Origin of the sequence: Streptomyces tateyamensis (assembly GCF_003205575.1) — a bacterium.
Lineage (GTDB): Bacteria > Actinomycetota > Actinomycetes > Streptomycetales > Streptomycetaceae > Kitasatospora > Kitasatospora tateyamensis.
Genome location: NZ_PYBW01000026.1, coordinates 12,263 through 28,487 on the forward strand (window position 1 = coordinate 12,263; position 16,225 = coordinate 28,487).

Consider the following 16,225-nt stretch of genomic DNA (forward strand, 5'->3'; position numbering starts at 1 on the left):
GTGCCACTATGGGCGGAATTAGCAGCTTTGACCGAAGGAGTCCGGTGATGTCCCCCCTCCTCCCCGTGCAGGTGGCAGTCGACGGCTCGCCCAGCGGCTGGACGGCGCTCGCGTGGGCTGCCCGGGTGGCGGAGCGGGGGGCGGTGCCGCTGGAGGTGCTGCACGTGATGCCGCGCGACCTGCTGTCCGCCGTCACCGGGTCGGACCAGCAGGTGCTGGACGGGGAGGCGGTGACCGCGGAGGTGCTGGAGCGGGTGCAGCGGCTGGTGCCGGGGGTGGAGGTCGGCACGCGGGTGCTGCGCGGATCGCCGCAGAACATCCTGCTGGCCGAGTCCCGGCTGGCGGGGCTGCTGGTGATGGGGACGCGCGGGCTGACGGGGCTGCACGGCTGGTGGGTCGGCTCGGTGAGCCGGGCGGTGGCCGAGCACGCGCTCTGCCCGGTGGTGGTGTGCAAGACCGCCGCCGACGGCCAGGACGCGCCCCCGCTGCCCACCGGCGACGTGGTGGTGGTCGTGGACCCGGCCGTGCCCGCGCTCGGGGTGGTCGACTTCGCCTTCCGGGCCGCGATGCTGACGGTCGGCACGGTCCAGCTGATCGCCGAGCCGGCCGACGCCGACGCGCTGCGCGAGCTGTTGGAGCGTCAGCAGGCCCGGTTCCCGGAGCTCGCGATCAAGGTGCGGGCCGCCGCGGGAGCCCCGGAGGCGGAGCTGGTGGCGGCCTCCCAGCGGGCCGGCCTGGTCGTGGTCGGCCGGCCCACCGAGCTGAGCCTGCTCGGCAACACCCACCCGGGCATCGCGGCCGCGGTACTGGAGAAGGCGGAGTGCCCGGTGGCGGTGGTCCCGATCGGGCGGCACTGAGCACCCGTTCTCCCACCGCGAACCAGCCCGGCCAGCCTCAGGCGTGCTCGCTGAGCTCCTCGACCCGGCCCAGGGCGACGATCTGATCCTCCGGCACGTGGGCCGGCGGGATCTCGCGGCCGCGGCCCAGGTGGTTGAAGAGCAGGTTCAGCGTGATCGCCAGCAGGCACCCCGCCGAGATGCCCGAGTGCAGCACGGTGGCCACCTGCTCGGGCAGCGCGGCGTAGAACCCGGGGTAGGCGATCGGGAAGATGCCGAAGGCCAGACTGACCGCCACGATCACCGCGTTGGACCCCACGCTCAGGTCCGCCTTGCTCAGCGTCCGGATGCCCGCCACCGCGACCGAGCCGAACAGCACCACGCCCGCCCCGCCCAGCACCGGCTGCGGCACCAGCGAGACCAGGCCGCCCACCACCGGTAGCAGGCCCATCAGCACCAGGAAGCCGCCCGCCAGCGCGACCACGAACCGGCTGCGGATCCGGGTCAGCGCGACCAGTCCGATGTTCTGCGCGAAGGCGGAGCAGATGAAGCCGTTGAACACCCCGCCGAACGCGGTGGCCAACCCGTCCGCCCGCAGGCCGGCGGCGATGGTGCGGTCGTCGGCCGGGCGGTCCACCACCTCGCCGAGCGCGATCATGTCGGCGGTCGACTCGGTCATCGAGACCACCATCACCACCAGCATCGACACGATCGAGGCCAGTTCGAACCGCGGCGCCCCGAACGCGAACGGGTGCGGCAGCTCGAACACCGGCAGGCTGCTGAGCGCGTGCAGGTCCACCTTCCCCAGCGGGATCGCCACCAGGGTTCCGACCAGCAGGCCGAACAGGATCGAGATCCGCTGCAGGAACCCGTGCAGGAAGCGGTTGAAGACCAGCACCGCCAGCAGGGTCAGCCCGGCCAGGCCCAGGTTGCCCAGCGACCCGTAGTCCGCCGCCCGGGCGTTGCCGCCCTGCGCCCAGTTGCCCGCCACCGGCAGCAGCGAGACGCCGATCAGCGTGATCACCGTGCCGCTGACCACCGGTGGGAAGAATCTGACCAGTCGGCAGAAGACCGGCGCCAGCAGGAAGCAGACCAGGCCGGCCACCAGGGTCGAGCCGAAGATCAGCGGCAGCGCGGCACCCTTCTTGGCCTCCACCACCGCCAGGATCGGCGAGACGGTGGCGAAGGAGACGCCGTTGACGAACGGCAGCCGGGAGCCGATCCGCCACACCCCGAGGGTCTGCAGCAGGGTGGCGATGCCGGCGATGAACAGGCTGGCGGCCAGCAGGGTGGTCAGCTGGGCGGGGCTCAGCCCGATCGCCCCGCCGATGATCAGCGGCGGGGCGGCCACTCCGGCGTACATGCTGGCCACGTGCTGGAGCGCGACGGCCGACATCCGCCCGGCGGGCAGCATCTCGTCCACCGGGTGCACAGCGGCGGCCGCCTCCGGCGACGCCAACTCCTGACGGCCCATGGGTCCTGGTCCCTTCGAAAGTGCGCGGTGGCTTCGGGCCCGGGAACGGAGACCGCGCAGGGACGGGCGCGGTGCCGTCGGGACGACCCTGGCGGGACGGCGGAGCACCGCCGACCGCCCACCGGCACCTGCGGCGACAGGTCCGGCCCACGTGCGCGCTCCCCGCCACGGGGGTCGGTGGGGAGCACGGGGATTCCATGAAGCGGAACATTCTTTCCGCTTGAACAGCTTGAACAGAATGTAGAAACCGCCGGTCCCTTCGTCAATAGATCCGGCGGGTCCGAGCGGTCGCGGGCCCACTCTTGGACCTTCGTCCAGCTCAGTACCGCATCCCCATCGCCTCGGCGACCTGGACCAGCGTCACGTCCGCCACCGCGTTGGCCCGCGCGTTGCCGGCGGCCAGCACCGCCCGCAGGTGGGCCCGGTCGCCGGCCAGCTCGGCACGCCGGCGGCGGATCGGCCGGAAGTACTCGTTCACCGCCTCGGTCACCACGGCCTTGAGCCGGCTCGCCCCCGCGTCGCCGATCTCCTCGGCCACCGCATGCGGGTCACGGCCCTGGCAGAGCGCGGCGAGCTGCAACAGGCTGGACACCTCGGGGCGGTGCTGCGGATCGAAGGTGATCCGCCGCTCGGTGTCCGTCCTGGCGCCCTTGAGCAGGGCGGCGGTCTCGTCCTCGGTCGCACCCAGGGCGATCGCGTTGCCCCGGCTCTTGCTCATCTTGGTCCCGTCGGTGCCCAGCAGCAGCGGCATCGCCGACAGCAGCGCCTCCGGCTCCGGGAAGACCGGTGAACCGCCGCTGAGGTAGCGGGCGTTGAAACGGCGCGCGATGGTCCGGGTGGCCTCCAGGTGGGGCAGCTGGTCCTGCCCGACCGGGACCAGGCGGGCCTTGCAGAACAGGATGTCGGCCGCCTGGTGCACCGGGTAGGTGAGCATCAGGCCGCTGACCGCGGACTGGCGCGAGTGCGAGATCTCGTCCTTGACCGTGGGGTTGCGGCGCAGCTCGGCCGCGCTGACCAGGCTCAGGAAGGGCAGCAGCAGCTGGTTCAGGGCCGGCACCGCGCTGTGCGTGAAGATCACCGCGCGTTCGCCGTCGATCCCCACCGCCAGGTAGTCCAGCACGAGTTCCTCGACCCGCTCGGCCAGCCGGTGGGCCACGTCGCGGTCGGTCAGCACCTGGTAGTCGGCCACCACCACGAAGAGTTCGGCGCCCTCGGCCTGCAGCCGGACCCGGTTCTGCAGGCTGCCGAAGTAGTGGCCCAGGTGCAGGGCGCCGGTGGGGCGGTCACCGGTCAGGACACGGGGGGCGTGGGCGGGCATCGAGGTCTCCTCGTCGAGCTCGGTCGGGGTGGCCGTCCGGCCGGGGACCCTGGGGCGAGGAGCCATGAGTGAGGGCCGTCCGTCCGGACGGCCCTGGGCATGCGGGATGCGCGGCCGTCCTAGGACGGCCACCAGCTGAGCGGGAGCAGCGGGGTGCGCACGGGCGCCACTGTAGCCGATCGAAGCGTTCAGTGCGGCGCTGCGCGCCGTTCACCGGCCCGGTGGCCAACCCGCCTAGTTTGGGCGGCCATCGGCGATCGGAAGTGAGGACCAGTCATGGACCACCCCAGCGACTCCCCCGAACAGAGCGACAAGACCGTCAGCCGCCGCGCCGCCCTGGCCGGCGGCGCCGCCCTGGCCGCCGCACCGCTGATCGCCGCCACTCCCGCGGCAGCTGACGACCAGTCAGGCAACGGCCGGGGTGACGGCACCCGGGACGAGGGCCAGGGCTCGCCGCTGCTGCTCACCCGCCCGGAGTCGCTCGGCGCCCCGGCCGTCGAGGGCCTGCACCTGACCTTCGGCGCCGACCCGACCCGCCAGATGACCGCCTCCTGGACCACCGACGGCCCGGTGCGCCGCCCCCGGGTCCAGTTGGGCACCCTGGAGGGCGGGTTCGGCCGCACGGTGGCGGCCGAGACCCGCACCTACACCGACGGCGCCAGCAACCGGGTGGTCTACACCCACCACGCCCGGATGGAGAACCTGCGGCCCGGTACCTACTACACCTACGCCGCGCTGCACGACGGCGGGCGCCCCGACGCCGGCACCTTCCGCACCGCCGAGCGCGGCCGGCACCCCTTCACCTTCACCTCCTTCGGCGACCAGGCGGTGCCGAGCACCACCTGGCAGCCGGACGGCAAGGGCGGCTACACCGTGGTCCCCAGCGGCATCGCCTCGCCCGCCTCGGCGGACATCGTGGCCGGCATCGAGCAGGTCGACCCGCTCTTCCACCTGCTCAACGGCGACCTGTGCTACGCCAACATCTCGCCGGACCGGCTGCGCACCTGGCAGGGCTTCCACGCCAACAACACCCGCTCGGCCCGGTACCGCCCGTGGATGCCGGCGGCCGGCAACCACGAGAACGAGAAGGCCAACGGGCCGATCGGCTTCACCGCCTTCCAGACCCGGTTCGACCTGCCGGGCAACGGCGGCGACGCCGAGACCCACGGCCTGTGGTACTCCTTCACGGTCGGCTCGGTGCACGTGGTGGTGCTGCAGAACGACGACGTGGCCTACCAGGACGCCGGCGACGCCTACGTGCACGGCTACAGCGGCGGCGCCCAGCGGGCCTGGCTGGAGCGGGACCTGGCCGCGGCCCGGGCGGACAGCTCGATCGACTGGGTGGTGGTCTGCATGCACCAGGTGATCATCAGCTCCTCGGACGCCAACGGGGCCGACCGCGGGCTGCGCGAGCAGTGGGGCCCGCTGTTCGACCGGTTCCAGGTGGACCTGGTGGTCTGCGGTCACGAGCACGACTACGAGCGGTCGCTGGCGGTGCGCGGCACGGTCTCCGGCTCCGAGACGCTGACCCCGAACCCGGTCTCCTCGGCGACCGACTCGATCGACACCTCGCAGGGCACCGTGCACATGGTGCTGGGCGGCGGCGGCACCTCCTCGCCGACCAACTCGAAGTTCTTCGCGCCCGGCAAGGCCAAGGTGATCACGGGTGTGGGCGCGGTGGGCGGCAACGGCAAGCGGACCCCGGTGTACGTCTTCGAGGACGCGCCGTGGGTGGGCGTGCGGGACCTGAAGAGCGCGTACGGCTTCGCCGCCTTCACGGTGGACCCGGGGCACCAGCCCGGCGGGACCACCAGCATGCACGTGACCTACTACAACGTGGCCCAGCCGGACGGGGCGATCAGCCCGCTGGAGCACTTCGTGCTGCACCGCAAGCGCTCCGACGGGCACTGACCCGCACCGCGCCGCACCGGCCGCGTCCACCCTGCGGGGTGGGCGCGGCCTGCGTGTTATTGACAGGCGCACCTCGGCGAGCCAGGCTAAGCAAGCGCTTAGTCACCCTCAACCCCCGAGGACGCCATGACCGACAATCCCCCCGGACTCGACCTCGCCAGGCTCCAGGCCCACCTGGGCACCGGGGAGCTGCGGGCCGAGCTGATCGAGGGCGGCCGCTCCAACCTGACCTACCGGGTCACCGACGGCACCGCGCGCTGGGTGCTGCGCCGTCCGCCGCTGGGCCACGTGCTGGCCACCGCCCACGACATGGCCCGCGAGTACCGGGTGCTCAGTGCGCTGCACGGCTCCGCCGTCCCGGTCCCGCGGACCCTGCGGCTGACCGAGGACCCCGAGGTGATCGGCGCCCCCTTCTACCTGATGGAGTTCGTCGAGGGGACCGCGCACCGCGACAGCGCGGCGCTGGCCGCCCTGGGCCCCGCACGGGTGCGGGCCCTGGCCGACCGCCTGGTGGACACTCTGGTCGCCCTGCACGCGATCGACCCGCAGGAAGTCGGCCTGGCCGACTTCGGGCGCCCCGAGGGGTTCATGGCCCGTCAGGTGCAGCGCTGGGGCAAGCAGCTGGCCGCCTCCCGCAGCCGCGAGGTGCCCGGCATCGACCGCCTGGCCGAGGCGCTGGCCGCCAGCGTGCCCGACTCCCCCGCCCCCGCCCTGGTGCACGGCGACTACCGGCTGGACAACGTGCTGGTCGACCCGGACGACCGGATCGCCGCGGTGCTCGACTGGGAGATGTCCACCCTCGGCGACCCGCTCACCGACCTCGGGCTGCTGGTGATGTACACCGACCTGGCCGGGCAGTTCGCCGGCGTCATCCCGGGCGTCGCACTGGCCCCCGGCTTCCCCTCCGGTCCCGAACTGGTCGAGCGGTACGCCGCCGGGTCGGGGCGCGACGTGTCCGGCGTCGACTGGTACGTGGCCTTCGCCTCGTTCAAGCTCGCCGTGGTGCTGGAGGGCATCCACTTCCGCTTCGCCCAGGGCCGCACGGTCGGAGCCGGTTTCGACCGGGTCGGCGCGCTGGTCCCGCACTTCGTCGACCACGGGCTCGCCGCCCTCAAGGAGGTCTGACCACGATGGACTTCGCCTTCGACGCCGCCACCGAGGAACTGCGCGAGCGGCTCACCGCCTTCATGGACGAGTGCGTCTACCCGGCCGAGGCGCGCCTGACGCTGAACGAGGACTGGTCCACCCCGGCCGTGGTCCGCGAGCTCCAGCAGGAGGCCCGGGCCCGCGGCCTGTGGAACCTCTTCTACGAGCTGCCCAACCTGCAGTACGCACCGCTGGCCGAGATCACCGGCCGCAGCATCCAGCTGGCCCCCGCCGCGACCAACTGCGCGGCCCCCGACACCGGGAACATGGAGCTGCTGGCCCAGTTCGGCGACGAGGCGCAGCGCAAGCAGTGGCTGGAGCCGCTGCTGGCCGGGGAGATCCGCTCCGCCTTCGCGATGACCGAGCCCGAGGTGGCCTCCTCCGACGCCACCAACATCCGCACCCGGATCGAGCGGGTCGGTTGGGGGTCCCCCCGGACGAAGTCTGGGGGACAGTACGTGGTCAACGGCCGCAAGTGGTACATCACCGGCGCGATGAACCCGGACTGCAAGGTCTTCATCGTGATGGGCCAGACCGACCCCGAGGCGGACGTGCGCCACCGCCAGTCGATGATCCTGGTCCCGCGCGACACCCCAGGCGTCACGGTGCGCCGGGCCATGACGGTCTTCGGCTACGAGGACCGCGACCACGGCGGCCACGCCGAGGTCGTCTTCGAGGACGCCCGGGTGCCGGCCGCCAACCTGATCGGCGAGCCCGGTTCCGGCTTCGCGATCGCCCAGGCCCGGCTGGGCCCGGGCCGGATCCACCACTGCATGCGGGCGATCGGGATCGCCGAGCGGGCGCTGGAGCTGATGTGCCGCCGGGTCAGCGAGCGGACCGCATTCGGCCGGCCGCTGGCCGACCAGGGCGTGGTGCAGGACTGGATCGCCGAGTCCCGGGTGCGGATCGAGCAGGCCCGGCTGCTGGTGCTCAAGACCGCCTGGCTGATGGACACCGTGGGCAACAAGGGCGCGCACACCGAGATCCAGGCGATCAAGATCGTGGTGCCGCAGACCGTGGAGTGGATCCTGGACAAGGCGGTGCAGGCGCACGGCGCGGCCGGCGTCAGCCAGGACACCCCGCTGGCCGTGCTGTGGGCCGGCAACCGCACCCTGCGCCTGGCCGACGGCCCGGACGAGGTGCACCGCCGCTCGCTGGCCCGTCGTGAGCTGAGGAGGTACCAGGGATGACCGAGGAACTGCGGACCCGGGTGCACGAACTGCTGGAGCGCACGCCCCCGCAGGACGTCGACCCGATCGACTTCCTGCGCGCCAGGTTCGACGCCGGACTGGCCTGGGTGCACTTCCCGGTCGGGCTCGGCGGGCTGGGCGCGCCGCGGGCGCTGCAGGCCGTGGTGGACGCCGAACTGGCCGCCGCCGGCGCGCCGGACAACGACCCGCGGCGGATCGGGATCGGCCTGGGCATGGCCGCGCCCACCATCCTGCGCTACGGCACCGAGGAGCAGCAGCGGCGCTGGCTGCGCCCGCTGTGGACCGGCGAGGAGGTCTGGTGCCAGCTGTTCAGCGAGCCCGGTGCCGGCTCCGACCTGGCCGCGCTCGCCACCCGCGCGGTGCCCGGCCCGGACGGCGTCTGGACGGTGGACGGCCAGAAGGTGTGGACCTCCACGGCGCACACCGCCCGCTGGGCGATCCTGATCGCCCGCACCGACCCGGCGGTGCCCAAGCACCGGGGCATCACCTACTTCGTCTGCGACATGACCGACCCCGGGGTCGAGGTCCGCCCGCTGCGCCAGCTCACCGGCGAGGCCGAGTTCAACGAGGTCTTCCTGACCGGGGTGCGGATCCCCGACACCGACCGGCTCGGCGCCGTCGGCGAGGGCTGGCAGGTGGCCCAGACCACGCTGAACAACGAGCGGGTCTCGATCGGCGGCCAGCGGATGCCCCGCGAGGGCGGGTTGATCGGCATGGTGGCCGACACCTGGCGCACCCGACCGGAGTTGCGCACCCCCGAGCTGCACCAGCGGCTGCTCGCCCACTGGGTGGACGCCGAGGTGCTGCGGCTGACCGGCGAGCGGCTGCGCCAGCAGCTGGCGGCCGGCCAGCCCGGCCCCGAGGGCGCCGGCGGCAAGCTCGGTTTCGCGCGGCTGGCCCAGCAGTTGACCGGTTTCGAGGTGGAGCTGCTCGGCGAGGAGGGGCTCGGCTACGACGACTGGAGCTTCGTGCGCCCCGAACTGGTGGACTTCACCGGCCGCGAGGCGGGCTACCGCTACCTGCGAGCCAAGGGCAACTCGATCGAGGGCGGGACCAGCGAGGTCCTGCGCAACATCATCGCCGAGCGGGTGCTGGGGCTGCCGCCCGAGCCGCGCACGGACAAGGACGTGCCGTGGAAGGAGCTGTCCCGGTGAACCTGCTCTACACCGAGGTCGAGGAGGAGCTGCGGGCCAGCCTGCGCGACCTGCTCACCGACCGCAGCCCGATCGACGCGGTGCTCGCCCGGGCCACCGCCCAGCAGGGCTACGACCCGTCACTGTGGCGGGAGTTGACCCAGCTCGGAGTGCCCGAGCTGCTGGCCCCCGAGGCCGGTGGCAGCTGGCGCGAGGTCGCCGTGGTGATGGAGGAGCTGGGCCGCTCGCTGGCCCCGACCCCGGTGCTGGGCAGCGTGGTGCTGGCCGGCTCGGTGCTCGGGCCCGCCGAGCGCACGGCCACCCTGGCGGTCCCGTTCTCGCTCGGCGCGCCGACCGTGCGGGCCGAGGGCGGCGCACTGACCGGCACCGTCACCTCGGTGGCGGACGCGCTGACGGCCGATCAGCTGGTGGTGCCGGTCGAGGGCGGCGCACTGTACCTGGTGGAGTCCGGGTTCACCGTCACCCCGCGCACCTCGCTGGACCTGACCCGCCCGCTCGCGGACGTGGTGCTGGCCCAGGCGCCCGGCCAACTGCTCACCGAGGACCCGGCGGTGCTGGCGCAGGCCCTGCTCACCGGCGCCGGGATGCTGGCCTCCGAGCAACTGGGCCTGGCCGAACGGTGCCTGGCCATGACGGTCGAGTACCTGCGCGAACGCCGCCAGTTCAACCGGCCGCTGGGCTCCTTCCAGGCGCTCAAGCACCGGCTGGCCGACCTCTGGCTGGAGGTGGTCGGCGCCCGCGCCGCCGCCCGGGCCGCGGCCGACGCGCTGGCCACCGGGGCTCCCGACGCCGCGGTCACGGTCGCGGTGGCCGCCTCGCACTGCGGCACCGTCGCGGTCCGCGCGGCCGAGGAGTGCGTCCAGCTGCACGGCGGCATCGGCATGACCTGGGAGCACCCGGCGCACCTCTACCTCAAGCGCGCCAAGGCCGACCAGCTGGCCCTGGGCACCCCCGGCCGCCACCGCACCGCCCTGGCCGAGCTGGTGAACCTGCCGGCCTGACCCACGGCGGTGCCCCGAGGAGTGACTCCTCGGGGCACCGCCGTGCTCACGGAACGATCACCACACGCCCCGTCGTACTGCCCTCGGCGACCCGCTGGACGCCCTCGGCGGCGCCGGCCAGGGGCAGGCGCTCGCTGACCAGCGGGCGGACCAGCCCGGCGGCGGCCAGGGTGGTGAGCTCCTGGTGGCAGGCCCGCACCGCGGCCGGGTCCTTGGTGTTGTACAGGCCCCAGTGCAGGCCCAGCACCGAGTAGTTCTTCACCAGCGCGTGGCCCAGCGGCGGGGTGGGGATGGTGCCGCTGGTGAAGCCGACCACCACGATCCGGCCCTCGAAGGCGACGCACTTGGTGGACCCGGTGTAGGCGTCGCCGCCCACCGGGTCGAAGACCACGTCCGCACCGCGCCCGCCGGTGGCCTCCTTGACCGCGGCCACGAAGTCGGCGGCCTTCCGGTCCACCACCAGGTCCGCGCCCAACTCCTTGGCCACCGCCGCCTTCTCGGGCCCGCCGACGACCGCGACCACCCGCGCGCCGGCCGCCTTGCCCAGCTGCACCGCCGCGCTGCCCACGCCGCCGGCCGCCGCGTGCACCAGCAGGGTCTCGCCGGCCTGCAGCCGGGCCCGACGGTGCAGCGCGAACCAGGCTGTCTGGTAGCCGATGTGCAGGGCCGCGGCCTGCGCGTCGTCCAGCGCGTCGGGGGCGGGGAACAGTGCCCGCGAGTCCAGCAGCGCGTACTCGGCGAACGCCCCGCTGCCGCCCACCGGGTTGCCGATCACCCTCTCCCCACCGGGCAGTTCGCCGCAGAGCTCGACCCCCGGGGTGTACGGCAGCGGCGGCTTCACCTGGTACAGGCCCATGCACATCAGCGCGTCGGGGAAGTTGACCGCCGCCGCCCGCACCTTCACCAGCACCTGGTGCTCGCCGGGCACCGGGGCCGGCGCGTCCTCGACCAGCCGCATCACCTCGCGCGGCAACCCCAGCTCCGTGACCTGCCAAGCCTTCATGACGCTCCTTCGACGAACTTGCGCTGCAGGTGGTTCATCCCGTCCAGCCAGCGGTCCGGGTCGGCGGCTCGGGCCGCGTAGTAGCCCGCCACCTCGGGGTGCGGCAGGATCAGGAACCGCTCCTCGGCGATCGCGCGCAGCACGTCCGCCGCGACCTGTTCCGGCTCCAGCGCCCCGGCTCCCATCAGCGCCTTGCCCACCGCGCCGGACTCCTCCAGGATCTGGGTCCGCACGCCCTGCGGGCAGAGCGCGTGCACCCGCACCCCGCGGTGGCGGTAGGTGGCCGAGAGCCACTCGGCGAAGGCCAGCGCGGCGTGCTTGCTCACCGAGTACGGCGCCGAGCCGAGCATGGTGAGCAGTCCGGCGGCCGAGACGGTGGCCACGAACCGGCCCTCGCCGCGCTCCAGCCACTCGGGCAGCAGCAGTTCGGCGGCCCGCACGTGCGCCATCACGTTGACCTCCCAGGCCGCCGACCAGGCGGACTCGGGCGCGTCGGCCCCACCGCCCGGGGCCACCCCGGCGTTGGCGCAGTACACGTCGATCCGCCCCAGCTCGGCCCGGGCCGCGGTGATCAGCGCCTCCACGCCCTCCCGGCCGGCCGCGTCGCCGGGGATCGCCAGCGCGCCCAGCCGCTCGGCGGTCGCGGCGGCCGCCGCAGTGTCCACGTCGTTGACCACCACCCGGGCGCCCTCGGCGGCGAAGGCCGCGGCCAGCGCCGCGCCGATGCCGCGCCCGGCGCCGGTGACCACCACCGTGCGCGCGCTCACAGCCCGCCGCCGATGGTCACGCCGCCGTCGACCACCAGGGTCTGGCCGGTGATCCAGGCGGCCGCGTCGGAGAGCAGGAAGGCCACCGCGCCGGCCACGTCCTCGGGCACCCCGAGCCGCTTGAGCGGGTAGGGGGCAGCCGCCTCCTCCTCCCGGCCGACGTAGAGCGCCTCGGCGAACTTGGTCTTCACCACGGCGGGCGCGACCGCGTTGACCCGGATGTCCGGGCCGAGCTCGCCGGCCAGCTCCATGGTGAGCCGGGACAGCGCGGCCTTGCTGACGCCGTACATGCCGATGCCGGGCGAGGTGCGCAGGCCCGCGATCGAGGAGACGTTGACCACCGCGCCGCCGTGCTCGCGCATCCAGGCCTCGCAGGCGAGCCTGGTCCAGGCGAGCGGGCCGAGCACGTTGACGGCCAGGATCTTGGCTGCGGCCGCGGGGTCGGTGTCCAGCACCGGGCCGTACACCGGGTTGATGCCGGTGTTGTTGACCAGCAGGTCCAGCCGGCCGTAGGCCTCGAGGGTGCGGTCCACCGCGGCGCGCTGGTGCTCGGGGTCGTCGGCCTTGCCGGCCACCGCGATCGCGTGCGCCTCGCCGCCCAGGTCGCGCACCGCCTCGGCGAGCGGTTCGGGGTTGCGGGCGGTGATGCAGACCCTGGCACCGCGCTCGACCAGCTCCCGGGCGATGGCCAGGCCGATGCCCCGGCTGGCCCCGGTGACGAGTGCCACCTGTCCCTTGAACGTCAGCGTCATGATCGTCCTCACAAGTGCATGAACTCACGGGTAACTAAGCGCTTGCTTAGGATGTTGGCCGCACCGCACACTGTCAACACCAGCAGCTTCCGAGCCCGTGCGAGGATGTCGACCATGAGCACCGCGCAGCACCTCGCCGATCAGTGGCCCGGGGAACGCCCCGAGGCCGCGCGGCGGCTGCTGGCCGCAGCCGTCGACTCGTTCGCCGCCCGCGGCTTCCACGCGACCACCACCCGGGACATCGCCACGGGCGCCGGCATGAGCCCGGCCGCGCTCTACATCCACTACCCGTCCAAGGCCGCGCTGCTGGCCGAGATCAGCCGCAGCGGTCATGCCGCCACCCTGGAGCTGGTCGAGCGGGCGGTGCAGGGCAGCGACCACCCGGTGGAGCAGATGCGCCGGCTGGTCGAGGACTTCACCGCCTGGCACGCCCGCGGCCACACCGTCGGACGCATCGTCAACTACGAGCTGCGCGCGCTGCCCGCCGCGGACTTCGCCGAGGTCGCCGAGCTGCGCCGCCGGATCGAGGACCTGGTCAAGCAGGTGATCGAGGACGGCGTGCGCACCGGCGCCTTCCTGGCCACCGACGCCCGCACCGCGGCCCGCGCCATCACCGGCCTGGGCATCGACGTGGCCCGCTGGTACAACGAGCGCAGCACCGAGGCCCCCGAGCAGCTCGGCCTGCGCTACGGCGAGCTGGCGCTGCGCATGCTGGGCGCGAAGGTCTGACCCGCCCGCACCGGACGGGGCCTCAGATGCTCGCGTGCAGGGTGTTGTCCAGGTGCGGCCCCAGGTACCCGACGTAGACCAGCCCGGTGTGCCCGGTGTCGTCGTGGAAGTGCAGCCGCGGCGCCTTGGCGTTGCCCGCCCCGATCCGCAGGTGCGCGCCCATGAACAGCTCCCCGGCCGGGTCCACCGCCGCCGGCACCGGGAAGGTGCGTTGCTGGCGCCAGGTCCGCCGGCCCGCCGTCTGCGGCGACTCGTCCCGCACCACCTTGCCGGGCGGGAACCCGTGCCCGCCCGGCGGGGTCTCCCGGCACCAGTGCAGGAAGTCCCGCAGCGCCCCGCCCCGGCGCCGGGCCGCCGCGTAGTCCTGCAACGCCAGCAGCGCGTCCCAGGCGGTGGCCGCCCAGTCGGAGCCGAGCGCCTGCGCGTCCAGCTCGGCGGTGGTGCGCCGGTTCCCGGTGAACCGCACCGCGTCCAGCCCGCCCAGCCGCCCCAGCAGCTCCTCGAAGCCGACCGGCCCGGCCTCGAACCCGGCCGGCTCGCGGAACGCCACCGCCGCCTGGTCCAGCTCCACCAGGTGCCGCTGCAGGTCGCGCAGCCGGGCCGCGGTGCGGCGCAGCTCCTCGGCCCGCTCCTCCAGTTCCACGGCCAGCTCGAAGCCGCTCTCCTCGCGCTCGCGCAGCTCCAGCCGCAGCTCGCCGATCTCGGCCAGCCGGGCCGCCTCCTCCTGCCCGGCCTCGTCCAGCAGCTGGGTCAGCGCGGTGTTCTCCGACCGCAGCCGCTCCAGCTCGGAGGCGCTGGCCTCGGTGGCCGGGCGGGGCCGCAGCGCGGGGGTGTCCACCAGCTCGGCGGGCAGCGGCGAGCGCACCGCCAGGCGCCGCGGCAGCCGGGTCAACAGCCGGGCCGCGGCCGTCCGGTCGGCCAGCCGCACCGCACCGCGCAGCAGCGGGTGCCGGTAGGCGTCGGCGGGCCGGTCCGGCCGCACCCCGGGCAGGAAGGTGCGCACCGCACCCTCGAACACCCGGTGGTGCGGCAGCGCGCGGTTGAACTCCGGCTCCGCCTGCGGCCCGAGCAGGTAGAGCACGGCCAGTCCGGCCAGCCGGCCCAGCAGCAGGCCGGCCGCCGCCTGTTCCGCCTCGTCCGCGACCGAGGCCACCACGGTCGGCAACCGCCGCTCGGGGTCGCACAGTTCGGCCACCACCCGGGGCACCTGGGCGGGCTGGATCAGGCGCGGCTCGGCGCTCACCTCGGCCAGTCCGTCCCGGGCGCCGATCGCGGCGAGCAGCGGGGCGGCCAGCCGCGGCGGCCGGGCGAAGGCGGAGCGCCCGCCCGGCTCCGCGGGCAGCTGCTCCACCTCCAGCCGGACCCAGGGCGGGGCCCCGTCGGGGCGGGACCGGACCACCAGCAGGGTCTGCCAGACCCCGTCCGGCGTGCTCTCGCGCAGCCGCCAGCGGGTGTAGGCGCCGTGCAGGTCGGTCCGCGAGTCGGCGTCCAGCCGCACCCCCGGGGCCAGCGGAGCCGGGCCGTACTCCAGCAGGTCCGCGTCGTACTTCTTCACCTCCCGCAGCCACTCGCGCAGTTGCTCGTCCGCGAGCCCGCCGGTGGTGACGTAGTCGAATCCGCTGGTCACGACCGTCCGGTAGCTGTTGCCGTCCACCTGCGCACCCCCTCCTGACTGACGCTGGGTCGGCACAGTGTCACCGCTGCGGGGGCGGCTGTCACCCGGGACGGCGCTGCGACAACCGGCGGGCCACGGTCCCGGCGAACCAGCAGGCCTCGACGGCGGCCGGCAGCGGGTCGTCCAGGCTCAGCCAGGCCCGCTCGGTGCCGCGGCGGGGCAGCACCGCGCGGGGCAGGCGGCGGTGGCGGGCGGTCCAGCACAGTGCCGAGGGCAGGTCCAGCTGGCCCACCGCGAAGACCCGGGGCGCGCGCTGGGCGGCCGGCCTGACCGGGCGGCCGGTGCACTCCAGGTGCAGCGCGCGGACCACGTCCACCCCGTGCTCGTCCTCGAACAGGCGGAACTGCGCCCCGGTGCGGGGGTTGAAGTCGAGCAGCTTGTAGCGGCCGTCGCGTAGGTCCAGCCGCCAGTCCAGGTCAGCCACCCCGACGTAGCCGATCTGCCGGCAGAACTGCTCCGCCTGCAACAGAAGTTGACGGTTCACCAGGGCGACCGCCCGGGTGGTCACCCCCGACTCCGGCGGCCAGGAGCGCAGCTTGCGCCCGCTGAACGCCACCCGGGCCTCGCCGCCGGGACCGCAGCACAGGTGGGTGATCCAGTCCTCGGACCGCTCGGCCGGCAGGTACTCCTGGGCCAGCACCGACAGCGGTCGGTCCGGCACCATGGCGGTCAGCTCGGCCTCGTCCCGCACCAGCGTGGTGTGCCGGACCACGGGCGCGCGCAGCCGGGTGAAGGCCTCCAGGTTCTTCAGCACCAGCGGGTAGCCCCACTCCCGGCCGAGCGCGAGCAGGGCGGCCTGGTCGGCGACCGCCGCCGAGCGCGGGGCCGACACCCCGTGGCGGCGGCAGAGCTCGTGCAGCCCGGCCTTGCTGGCCAGCCGGCGCGGCAGCCCGGCGGCGACCGGCGGCAGCAGGAAGTACGGTGCCAGCTCGGCCCCGTGCTCGGCGAGCAGCACGGCCGCCTCGTCGTCGGTCGGCACCGCCACCGCCGGGCGCCCGATCCGCTCGCCGACCGCGCGCAGCAGGTCCACCAGCTGCGCGGGCGGCTCGCACCCGGTGGTCGGGCGCACCGCGTACCCGGTCAGGTAGCGGGAGAGCGCCACCGGCGTGGCCGGGGACTCCACCACCGCGTGTACCGGCACCCCCGCCCGGGCCAGCGTGCGCACCACGCCCAGACCGCCGTGGTGCTGCGGGTAGCGGCCCACCTTCACCAGCAGCGCGGGGACGGTGCGGTCCAGCTCGGCCATCG

14 protein-coding genes are annotated in these 16,225 nt (G+C 74.2%); 7 read left to right on the top strand and 7 right to left on the bottom strand.

All coding sequences use genetic code 11. From position 1 onward, the window contains the following. Window positions 1-47: 47 nt before the first annotated feature. The gene (locus C7C46_RS08065) at window positions 48-857 is read left to right on the top strand and encodes a universal stress protein (RefSeq protein ID WP_181442252.1); all 810 of its coding nucleotides are present in this window, start codon (window positions 48-50) and stop codon (window positions 855-857) included. 37 nt (window positions 858-894) lie between these two features. Here C7C46_RS08065 and C7C46_RS08070 read toward each other — a convergent pair whose 3' ends face one another. Then, complete coding sequence (locus tag C7C46_RS08070) at window positions 895-2,310, bottom strand: nucleobase:cation symporter-2 family protein (RefSeq protein ID WP_110667247.1); 1,416 nt, start codon at window positions 2,308-2,310, stop codon at window positions 895-897. Window positions 2,311-2,629: 319 nt separating this feature from the next. Next, a complete protein-coding gene (gene trpS / locus C7C46_RS08075) occupies window positions 2,630-3,628 on the bottom strand; it encodes a tryptophan--tRNA ligase (RefSeq protein ID WP_245984293.1) in 999 nt (332 codons plus the stop codon). Window positions 3,629-3,904: 276 nt separating this feature from the next. Here trpS and C7C46_RS08080 point away from each other — a divergent pair, with 276 nt between their 5' ends. The 5 genes from C7C46_RS08080 to C7C46_RS08100 all read left to right on the top strand — a co-directional run bounded on the left by C7C46_RS08080 (window position 3,905) and on the right by C7C46_RS08100 (window position 10,051). Further along, window positions 3,905-5,539: a purple acid phosphatase family protein gene (locus tag C7C46_RS08080; RefSeq protein WP_110667251.1), complete on the top strand. Its 1,635-nt coding sequence runs from the start codon at window positions 3,905-3,907 to the stop codon at window positions 5,537-5,539. 126 nt (window positions 5,540-5,665) lie between these two features. After that, a complete protein-coding gene (locus C7C46_RS08085) occupies window positions 5,666-6,664 on the top strand; it encodes a phosphotransferase family protein (RefSeq protein WP_110667252.1) in 999 nt (332 codons plus the stop codon). Between the two features lie 5 nt (window positions 6,665-6,669). Continuing rightward, window positions 6,670-7,875 (top strand): acyl-CoA dehydrogenase family protein, encoded by a 1,206-nt coding sequence (locus C7C46_RS08090; RefSeq protein ID WP_110667254.1) that lies wholly within the window; start codon window positions 6,670-6,672, stop codon window positions 7,873-7,875. Further along, window positions 7,872-9,050 (top strand): acyl-CoA dehydrogenase family protein, encoded by a 1,179-nt coding sequence (locus C7C46_RS08095; protein ID WP_110667256.1) that lies wholly within the window; start codon window positions 7,872-7,874, stop codon window positions 9,048-9,050. The genes C7C46_RS08090 and C7C46_RS08095 overlap by 4 nt, the downstream gene beginning before the upstream one ends. Further along, window positions 9,047-10,051, top strand: coding sequence for an acyl-CoA dehydrogenase family protein (locus tag C7C46_RS08100; protein WP_245984288.1), 1,005 nt, complete (start codon window positions 9,047-9,049; stop codon window positions 10,049-10,051). Before C7C46_RS08095 ends, C7C46_RS08100 begins: the two co-directional genes overlap by 4 nt. Window positions 10,052-10,097: 46 nt before the next feature. On the opposite strand, the gene C7C46_RS08105 is transcribed toward C7C46_RS08100, so the two are convergent. Genes C7C46_RS08105 through C7C46_RS08115 form a run of 3 tightly spaced genes read right to left on the bottom strand, consistent with a single transcriptional unit; the run spans window position 10,098 to window position 12,573 of the window. Continuing rightward, the gene (locus C7C46_RS08105) at window positions 10,098-11,054 is read right to left on the bottom strand and encodes an NADPH:quinone oxidoreductase family protein (RefSeq protein ID WP_110667259.1); all 957 of its coding nucleotides are present in this window, start codon (window positions 11,052-11,054) and stop codon (window positions 10,098-10,100) included. Continuing rightward, window positions 11,051-11,821, bottom strand: a complete 771-nt coding sequence (locus C7C46_RS08110; protein WP_110667261.1) for an SDR family oxidoreductase — start codon at window positions 11,819-11,821, stop codon at window positions 11,051-11,053. The genes C7C46_RS08105 and C7C46_RS08110 overlap by 4 nt, the downstream gene beginning before the upstream one ends. Then, window positions 11,818-12,573 (bottom strand): SDR family oxidoreductase, encoded by a 756-nt coding sequence (locus C7C46_RS08115; RefSeq protein WP_110667263.1) that lies wholly within the window; start codon window positions 12,571-12,573, stop codon window positions 11,818-11,820. Before C7C46_RS08115 ends, C7C46_RS08110 begins: the two co-directional genes overlap by 4 nt. Before the next feature lie 114 nt (window positions 12,574-12,687). Here C7C46_RS08115 and C7C46_RS08120 point away from each other — a divergent pair, with 114 nt between their 5' ends. Further along, window positions 12,688-13,302, top strand: a complete 615-nt coding sequence (locus C7C46_RS08120) for a TetR/AcrR family transcriptional regulator (protein WP_220040576.1) — start codon at window positions 12,688-12,690, stop codon at window positions 13,300-13,302. A gap of 22 nt (window positions 13,303-13,324) precedes the next feature. On the opposite strand, the gene C7C46_RS08125 is transcribed toward C7C46_RS08120, so the two are convergent. Both C7C46_RS08125 and C7C46_RS08130 read right to left on the bottom strand, forming a co-directional pair. Then, a complete protein-coding gene (locus tag C7C46_RS08125; RefSeq protein ID WP_110667267.1) occupies window positions 13,325-14,956 on the bottom strand; it encodes a hypothetical protein in 1,632 nt (543 codons plus the stop codon). Between the two features lie 61 nt (window positions 14,957-15,017). Next, window positions 15,018-16,223, bottom strand: coding sequence for a carboxylate--amine ligase (locus tag C7C46_RS08130; protein WP_181442253.1), 1,206 nt, complete (start codon window positions 16,221-16,223; stop codon window positions 15,018-15,020). Window positions 16,224-16,225 lie beyond the last annotated feature (2 nt).